The sequence below is a fragment of the Bacillus haikouensis genome, from assembly GCF_013179555.1.
In the GTDB taxonomy this organism is placed as follows: Bacteria; Bacillota; Bacilli; order Bacillales; family Bacillaceae_B; genus Rossellomorea; species Rossellomorea haikouensis_A.
Genome location: NZ_JABMCR010000180.1, coordinates 1 through 8,935, shown reverse-complemented (window position 1 = coordinate 8,935; position 8,935 = coordinate 1). Strand labels below are relative to the sequence as shown.

Below are 8,935 nucleotides of genomic sequence, written 5' to 3'. Positions count from 1 at the left end.
TAACATTTCCATTATCATCGAAATATGGATTACATAGGAGGGATCAAATGAATACAAGTCCGAATATAGCTTCAGTTGCTGCATTAATCAGTGAACCTTCACGCGCCGCCATCCTGACGGCTTTATTGGATGGAAGGCTTCATCCTGCCGGCAGCCTTGCTTATATTGCAGGAATCAGTCCGCAAACGACAAGCTTTCATCTGAAGAAAATGGTAGAGGCAGATGTCATCAAAGTCGATAAACAAGGGCGGCATCGCTATTATGGATTGAAAAGTCATGAAGTCGCCTCGGTGTTAGAAACTTTCTTAACCATTGCCCCCAAAATAGAGATGAAATCATTCAAACAAGTAACACGGGATAAAGCTGTCAGATATGCGAGAACATGCTACGATCATCTCGCGGGCAGTCTCGGAATCAAAATTACGGATTCTTTAATCAGAAGCGGATGTATTGAAGAACACGAAGATACTTTTGTCCTGACTATACAAGGAGAAGAGCTGTTTGCATCCCTTACGATCGACCTGGACGCAGTAGTTAAAAAACGCCGCACCTACATCCATAAATGCCTGGACTGGAGTGAACGGCGTCACCACATTTCCGGAGCTCTTGGAAATGCACTTTTGGAAAAATTCCTGGAGTTAAAATGGATCCGGCGAGTACCTGACACCAGAGCCATAAAAATAACGGAAGTGGGAAAAAAAGAACTGGAATCAGTCTTTCGTATTACGGTATGAGTGATCACATGCCACCACATGCCTGGGGCAGGATTTGTGTTGTGTAATGTCGTCTCCTTCTATTCGTTTACAAGGAGGCGGTATATTCCCAGCTGCAAAGGCAGGTATCTACAAAGGACCAGCCGCCTACCTGATTCTTTGCTGCTTCACGATTCCTGTTATAATCGGAATGAACACGGAAAGTAAAAGGATTGGCAGGAACAATGCTCCAAATCCCTCTCCACTGCCCAAAGCAATCGTAACCGATTCAAATAAGATCAGCGAAAAAATGATCAAACATATATTTTTTATACTATTGATCATTTTTCTGCTTAGTAAATAAAACTCTTTCGCATTTCCTTCATTCAACCGGTCCGGATAGTTATGCACTTCAGGAAATTTCTCAATGACTTGCATGAGCACTGCAATGAGCGCTCCGATTATCGGCAGGATGAGAAGCTCCATTTTTGCCCCCCAACGATCCACTTCCCCCAGTGCATTGAAATGGGCCGGTACTTTGGCCGGAATTTCATTCCACTTGTAAACCAAGAAGACAATCATCCCTATATAAGTCGAATATCCAATGAAATCCCAAAGCCACTCCACCTTCGTCTTGACAAGCTTGATTTTCGGTCTTTTTTTAGCGTTTGACATCCCTTCAACTCCTGCTAATCCTGGTTTTCGGCTAACACCGGTGCCTGCTCCTGATTTTCTTGTTCTCCCGCTTCCAGACTTTTCATGCTAAGGCTCTACTCAAACACGGACAAATCCTTTTGACCTACAACATAACCTTTCCCATCCACAACACTTTCGTTTATCTGCTTCCCCGCAAATTCCATTTCCGCGCTCCCAATGCATAAACTAACATCATAATCAATCCAGCCGCAATCGCGACCGCTAATCCGACCATTCCCACAAGACCAGCCCATCCCGTTACAGTCACCTGAAAAAGAAATTGGAACCAAAATCCACCCATGATAATGGCAAGCGGCACATTATGCGGAAACAATCTCTTCCAAAAGACAATAAGTAATAAAGTACAAAAACCCAAGATCAATGCAAATACCCACATCTCTTGATCCCATCGAATTTCGATACGTGATTGCATCCGGTCAAGTTCCTCTGCTGTCGCATTCCTCATGCTGCCGAATGTATTTATCGCCAGCACTAAACCCGCAAAAACTAATATTCCAAATACTGACCAGTTGATTGCTTGCACTTCCTTTTTTGCACTCAGTGAAAACACCCCTTTTTGAATACAGTACTATACCTCCTTTTACCTTATAATATATTCCAAATTAAGCCAATTATTTTCTCGCTTTACATTGACTTGTCATGAGTGAGAGCCTCAATCGGCTTAAAGATTCACATGCAAAACATGATGAGATCCTTTTGGGACAATATTGAATAATATGACTGCCAATGCCCCTCCGTCGAATTGCTCCCTGGACCTTTTAAGCTTACCTATTCCGTTTCCCGTGAATTAGAATGATTCTAAGTGGCATGAATATCGGGAATTTGGCTTGTATCTCAGAAATCCGGCTTGTATTTTAAAAATCTGGCTCGTATTTTAAAAACCTGGCTTGTATATCGGAAAAGTGGCTCGTATTTCAAAAATCTGGCTTGTATATCGGAAAAGTGGCTCGTATTTCAAAAATCTGGCTTGAATATATCGGAAAAGCGGCACGAATTCCTGAAAAGTGACTCGTAAATCCGAAGCCCGCTCGATTCCAGCCACTCAACAGAATCTTGCAGCTTCCAGCCAGCAAATCCCTCTCCTAAACAAGCTTGTAAAAAATGAAATTTGTCTTTTTTAACCACCTAACTATTAATTACAATCATAAAAAAGAACCTGTCCCCGCCGCGTGAACTGCGCAGCGGGACAGATTCTTATCATTCCACAACATATCAGGTGAAAAGCCAGAAGCCTAAATATTCTCCTGTTTCAATCCTTCAATGATATTTTCTTTCTTGATTTTCCCGATCGAGTAAAGCATGGCCGAGCTGACGATGATGAAGATCGCAGCGATGGCGAAGAGAATATCGATCCATGGCAGTACGAATCCGTATTCGAAGGTCTCGCCGACCGATCTGTGGATCAAGTACATGACACCGATACTGATCGGAAGCCCGAACAGCAGGGCATTGACGCCATAGAAGATGCTTTCATAATTGATCATTTTGTTGAAGCCTTTCGGGGTCATCCCCACTGATTTCAGCATGGCGAATTCCCGTTTCCTCAGGGAGATGCCGGTTGAAATGGTGTTGAAGATGTTCGCGATTGAAATCAACGAGATCAAGGTGATGAATCCATACGTAAAGACGGACAGGAACAGGATCAGCTGTTCTTCCTGCTGTCGGTTCTGAAAGACATTGTAGATATATAGATTTGAAGGCACCACTTCTTCAAGTGCTTTCTGGGTCTTCATCGGATCGGAGCTCTTCATGAAAATCTGGGTTTGTATTTCATTTTTCATTTTCTTGTCGACCATCGCTTCCAGGGTATCCATCGGCACGATGATGTCCAATCCGCCGATCATCGCCGACCGGTTCCCCATTGGCACTTGATCTGTCAGGGCACCGATGGTAACCGATCCAAAAGGTTTTGTTTTTTCAGTTGCATAGTCTGTGAAGATCAGGTCAAGTTTATCTCCTGTGCTCGCTTCGATGGATGTTGTTTCGACGAACTTGTTGGTTGACGGATCCTGATAGGAGATTTCATCGATAACGATGGCCGTCGGTTTCTCGGGATCAGTGAACTTCTGAAGATCCGCACCTGCCTTTTTCGCGTAGGCTTCAAAACTCTGTTCATCCAACCCGTAGAAATTAACGTAATATTGATAGCTGCCATCTTCAAGCGTGATTTCTTCCCGGTCGATCATGCTCTTCAATTCTCCTGGGAATTTGTCTTCTTTAATAAGTGAAGTCAGCGGCAGTCTCTTTTGCAGGCTGTGACTCGTTACATTGTCGAAATGAGCCAGTTCCTCCAGTTGCTCGGCATCCCTGTCATCTCCGGATATTTGAATGTCGAAATTGACTCCTTCCTGCGACATCACCACTGATTTCTTCAGGTTATCTGTAAAAAATGATACCGATAAGAAAAGGACGATGCTCACGACAAGGGAGATAATAGTTGCATGGTATCTCTTTTTATTCCGCTTTAAATTCTTCAATCCGATCTCCGCTTCAAGTCCGAATAACTTACGGACAAGCTTGGAAGTTTTAACTGTTTTTCCCGATAACTTGATGTCCTGCGTCTGCCGGATGGCATCGATGGCTGAGATCTTCGATGCTTTTCGTGCAGGTATATACGTCGAGATAAAGATGGTCACGACGGAGATCAGGCAGGAGACTAGTACCGAAGAAGGCGTGACGACGACCTGGAGTTTTTCGGAAATGCCCAGTGCCCCATCAATATAAGAGTTGATGAACCAAAAAGTGGCCGCGATTCCCCCGATTCCTGCCAGCAGGCCAAGCGGGATGCTGACGACACCGATTGCCGCCCCTTCGAAAAAGACTGAATTCCTCTTCTGTTTCTTCGTCGCCCCCACACTCGACAGCATCCCAAGATGTCTGGCGCGCTCGGATACACTGATGGCAAACGCATTATAAATGAGTGAAACGGAACCGATGATGATGACTGCCATGATGATCCCGAGTAAGGAGAACAAGGTGAATCGCAGATTGTCATCGTTCGTCACTCCGTAGTAGCGAAGCAGTTCGGTGTTGAATCCGACTTTCTCGATGCCATTCTGTTCCGCCAACTTTTGTGCGTGTTCGAATAACGATCCGTTCACTTTGTCGAGAACGACAACCGCATTCACCTTTTCAGATTTCTGCAAGGAGTCCTGGTCGACATAGCCGAGCATCGTATATCCGGGAGACCACGAAGGCTCCCAGGATGGACGCTTGATGATGCCGGTTACGGTGAACGTTTCGGTCGACTCGACATTGAGTTTTTCCGTGACGCCATTTTCATCCCGCTGCAGCGGGTCGTTCTGACCCAATGCCTGACTTTCCTCCGGCATCACGCGTTTGCCGATGTCCAGTTTGATCTGATCGCCTATTTCATACTGCACTCCCCCATCTTTCGCGATTTGCTCGGAAATCGCTACCTCATGCTGAGATGAAGGAAGGCTACCTACACTCAACTCGATCGGAAACTGCTTCAAGCCTTGCTCATTATACTGTTTTAAAAATAGGTAGGGCCTTTCTTCCACCTTTGCCCCTTCCAGTTTTGCATACCCGAGGTCATTGGAGAGTATCAACTTCCCGGTTGCTTCATCCTTTGCAATCGCGTCAATCTGATCAGTCGTGACGTTCTGATACTGAACATGCCATTCGCCATTGTCGGCGATGGACTGCCTTTTCATTATGTCCAGAAAAGAAACGCCGAGCGTCGCAACGGCCATGATCATCGACACTGAGATGATCACACCGATGATGGTCACGAGGGTCCTTTTTTTATTTTCCTTAAGATGCCGTAACGTCAGTTTGTTGATGATGTTCATGGACGGATCACCTCATCCTTTGCGACCCTTCCATCAGCTATTTCAATTACCCTGTCTGCCTGTAGTGCAATGCGCTCATCGTGGGTGATGACGATCAGCGTCTGATTATACGTTTTATTGAACATTTTCAATAGCTCGATGATTTCATGACTGTTCTTGCTGTCCAGATTTCCGGTCGGCTCGTCCGCCAAAATGATGGCAGGATTGCTGATCAGAGCTCTTCCAATTGATACACGCTGCTGCTGTCCGCCTGATAACTGGTTTGGTAAATGATTCAGCCGCTGCTCAAGTCCCAAGGTCGATACAATTGATGTCAATTGCTTGTTGTCCACTTTATGCTGGTCCAATAACATCGGCAGCGTGATGTTTTCTTCAACCGTCAAAATCGGAATCAGATTATAGAACTGATAGATCAGACCGATTTGCCTTCTTCTGAAAATCGCAAGCTGTGTTTCATCCAGCTGATAAATATCGGTGTTGTCAATGAGGACTTTCCCGCTAGTCGGCCGGTCTACGCCGCCCAATAAATGAAGCAAAGTGGATTTTCCTGATCCCGAAGGACCGATGATCGCCACAAATTCACCTTTATTCACAGAAAAGGAGACATCATCCAATGCTTTGACCGCCGTTTCCCCTTTGCCGTATATCTTAGACAGATTTTCTATTTTTACTATACTCATTTTGTACCTCCATAATTTTGATGTTGACCTCAGTATATCTGCCTAATATGACTTTAAAGTGACTCGAAAGTGACAATCTATTCACTTTAAGGGGAACATGGACTCTCTCATGCCCTCTACAGCAATTCCTTTTTGTAAAATTTAATGGAGAACTCGGTCCCGTTTCCTTTTTCACTTCTGACCTCCAGATCCCCCTGCTGACCGGTGATGATGCTGTAGGCCATCGCGAGCCCGATTCCGACACTTTCCTCACTCGCGTTCTTTCCTTTATAAAAGCGCCTGAATATGTATGGCAGATCTTTTTTCGGGATCCCCGAACCATTATCCGCTATCCTGATTTCGGTAAAAAGAGGGTTCTCCTCAAAGGAGATGGAAATCTCCCCTCCATTCCCCGTATGCTCCACACCATTTTTCAATAGATTGATGAGGGCTTCGGCCGTCCATCGTAGATCACCAGTAAAAGCGGCCTGATCGTCGCCGGTCACCGTCAGCGTCTGCTCTCTGATATCCATTGGAATCAAGACAGGCTGTATGGCACGATCAATCAATTCCCGGACGCTCACCCTGTCTTTTTTAAACTCAATCGTTCCTGCATCGATCTTCGATAATTTCAGCAGTGAAGAGACCAGCCATTCGATCCTTTCCAGCTGCACGCGGATATTCTCTGTGAACTCGGCACGCTTTGATTCCTCCAATGCGCTGTCAGTGAGGAGATCCGCCATCACCATCATCGAAGTCAATGGAGTCTTCAACTGATGCGAGATATCCGACAGGGCATCCGTCATAGCAAGCTTGTCCCGTTCTAAATACGACCGGCTCTCCGACAGCATCAAGGTCACCTTGTAAATGTCGTTCTTTAAAATACTGAGCTCCCCCTCATGGTTGTCACGGAGATCAAGACTGTCATCACCGCTGCTGATCCTCCGCAAGTATCCGGAAAGCTTTTCAATTTCCCGGTAACGCCATCTGGTGAAAAAGAAACTGCAGCCAGTGAGCAGGAACGAGGTGATGAACACACCGAATGCCGCCTGAATGGAAAGCAAATAACCAGCCAATCCAGATCCAGCAAGAGTGATGAATCCAAGAATCATGAAAAACAGCTTCAATTCCCGATTTCTCCACATCTCAATCACCTGCCTTGTAACCCATACCGCGTATGGTCTTGATAATCACCGGACGCTGGGGATGGTCTTCAAGCTTCTCCCGCAGCCGCTTGATATAAACAGTCAGCGTATTGTCGTTCACAAAATCACCGGCCACATCCCAAATCTGGTCGAGCAGCTGAGCCCTAGTCAGCACCTGTCCGACATGATTGGCAAAGATGAGCAGCAGTCGGTACTCCAATGCGGTCAATACGATTTCCTCTCCATGCTTATACACCTTGCCCTCCAGCGTATGAATGCGGATATCTCCAATTTCCATCCACACATTCGTCTGTGCCGGCTGCTTCTGATAGCGGCGGAGCACCGATCGGATCCTCGAAAGCAGCTCACGGATACGGAACGGCTTTGTAATATAATCATCCGCGCCCATGTCAAGTCCCATCACCACATTCACTTCATCATCAAGCGCCGTCAAAAAAATCACCGGCTTATCACTCTGCTTCTTCACCCGCTCACACAGCTCATACCCGCTCCCATCCGGCAGTGACAAATCAAATAAACACAGATCAATCTCACCCAGCCGATCCCTGATAATCGCCTTCGCCGACTCCGCATCATAACAAAGAATCGTCTCATACTCCTCCTGCCGCAAAGAATACTCCAATCCCGCCGCAATCGTCCGATCATCCTCCACCAACAACACCTTCATACACAACCACCTCAATCTCTCCAATAAACGTTACACATATAGTATCACGGAGCGGGACGCGGGGACAGGTCCCTTGTCCCGGCCGGGTTGAAGACATGTTCCAGCAGTGGTAAAGCTTGGTTGGGGTGAGGGTCGGGGGTTGATTTTTATTAGTTTTTAATTATGAATTATGGCTGTGGCTTGTTAAGGGAGAGCTGAATGGGGCGATGGGCAAGATTCCACGGCTTATGGGGATTTGGTTCAGAAGGTTACAGGCTGTTCAGAATCTTGTGGGGTCTTCGGGTGAAATTAGAATGATTCTAAGTGGCTTGAATATCGGGGTTTTGGCTTGTATTTTGGGGTTTCGGCTTGCATATCAAGAATCTGGCTTGTATTTTGGGGTTTCGGCTTGTATATCAAGAATCTGTCTTGTATTTTGGGATTTCGGCTTGTATATCAAGAATCTGGCTTGTATTTTCAAAAAGTGGCTCGTAAATCGGCAAAGTGGCTTGAAAAATGAAAAAGTGGCTTGATTATTGCCTGAGAGCTGAATTAAGTGGTTTTCGGCCAGCAAATTCACCTCCACTTTAAACTTGTAAAAGATGGATTTGTCTTTTTTTAGCTAATTATATGGTGTAACGAATGAATCTAAGGTTAAAAATAGGGTCTGCCCACCGCTGATCAGTGAGTCAGACCCTTTATGGCTTTTTATATAAAAACTCAATAAATCAACCAGAAATGGCATAAATATCAAATTACCTGTCATCGCCTCTGTTCATCGAAGCAATAATATGACAATAGTGACCCCATTCTTCGCCAAATCGAATAAAATCAAGCACCGGCTTCTTTTATTATAGAAAACGGCAATTTTATTATCGAGTTGATGAAAACCGCTGTTCTCTTTTATCGATAATCTGGTCATTTAATCAAACTGGTCTCGTTATAATTAAATTTAACCTTTTATTATCGAGCGGTTCTATTTATTACCAATCCGCAAGCACACCATTACTGAACCCCAAAAACCAACAGAAACCAGCAGACATCATCAAAACAACAAATCCAATCCTAACATCTCACATACTTCCGCTTAAACCCAATCCTCCCCCGCTCCACTTCCTTCTGGATATTTTCCGAAGCCTTCAGGACGCTGTTCTTTTTCTTGTCTCGTTTCATTTCAACAGGTCCGATTTCCTTCGCCGTCTCCAACGACATTTCATGGAGCGGTACATAGGAAACCCCT

The 8,935-nt window shown here is 45.3% G+C and carries 7 protein-coding genes and 1 pseudogene; 1 reads left to right on the top strand and 7 read right to left on the bottom strand.

The features are described from left to right. The first annotated feature begins 47 nt into the window (after positions 1 to 47). Complete coding sequence (locus tag HP456_RS16030) at positions 48 to 734, top strand: ArsR/SmtB family transcription factor (protein WP_172252890.1); 687 nt, start codon at positions 48 to 50, stop codon at positions 732 to 734. Positions 735 to 860: 126 nt separating this feature from the next. Here the strand turns inward: HP456_RS16030 and HP456_RS16025 are convergent, their stop codons facing one another. The 7 genes and pseudogenes from HP456_RS16025 to HP456_RS25090 form a co-directional block, all read right to left on the bottom strand. Continuing rightward, positions 861 to 1,367, bottom strand: a complete 507-nt coding sequence (locus HP456_RS16025) for a DUF1648 domain-containing protein (RefSeq protein ID WP_172252888.1) — start codon at positions 1,365 to 1,367, stop codon at positions 861 to 863. A 160-nt stretch (positions 1,368 to 1,527) separates the two neighbouring features. Continuing rightward, positions 1,528 to 1,881, bottom strand: a complete 354-nt coding sequence (locus HP456_RS16020; protein ID WP_216663318.1) for a hypothetical protein — start codon at positions 1,879 to 1,881, stop codon at positions 1,528 to 1,530. Positions 1,882 to 2,641: 760 nt separating this feature from the next. After that, entirely contained in the window at positions 2,642 to 5,224 is a 2,583-nt protein-coding gene (locus HP456_RS16015; protein WP_172252884.1) for an FtsX-like permease family protein, read from the bottom strand. Then, positions 5,221 to 5,904 (bottom strand): ABC transporter ATP-binding protein, encoded by a 684-nt coding sequence (locus HP456_RS16010; RefSeq protein ID WP_172252882.1) that lies wholly within the window; start codon positions 5,902 to 5,904, stop codon positions 5,221 to 5,223. Before HP456_RS16010 ends, HP456_RS16015 begins: the two co-directional genes overlap by 4 nt. A gap of 116 nt (positions 5,905 to 6,020) precedes the next feature. Then, positions 6,021 to 7,028: a sensor histidine kinase gene (locus HP456_RS16005; protein WP_172252880.1), complete on the bottom strand. Its 1,008-nt coding sequence runs from the start codon at positions 7,026 to 7,028 to the stop codon at positions 6,021 to 6,023. 1 nt (position 7,029) lies between these two features. Continuing rightward, positions 7,030 to 7,716, bottom strand: coding sequence for a response regulator transcription factor (locus HP456_RS16000; protein WP_172252892.1), 687 nt, complete (start codon positions 7,714 to 7,716; stop codon positions 7,030 to 7,032). Positions 7,717 to 8,760: 1,044 nt separating this feature from the next. Continuing rightward, a pseudogene (locus HP456_RS25090) lies at positions 8,761 to 8,935 on the bottom strand (DNA alkylation repair protein); the annotation flags it as partial.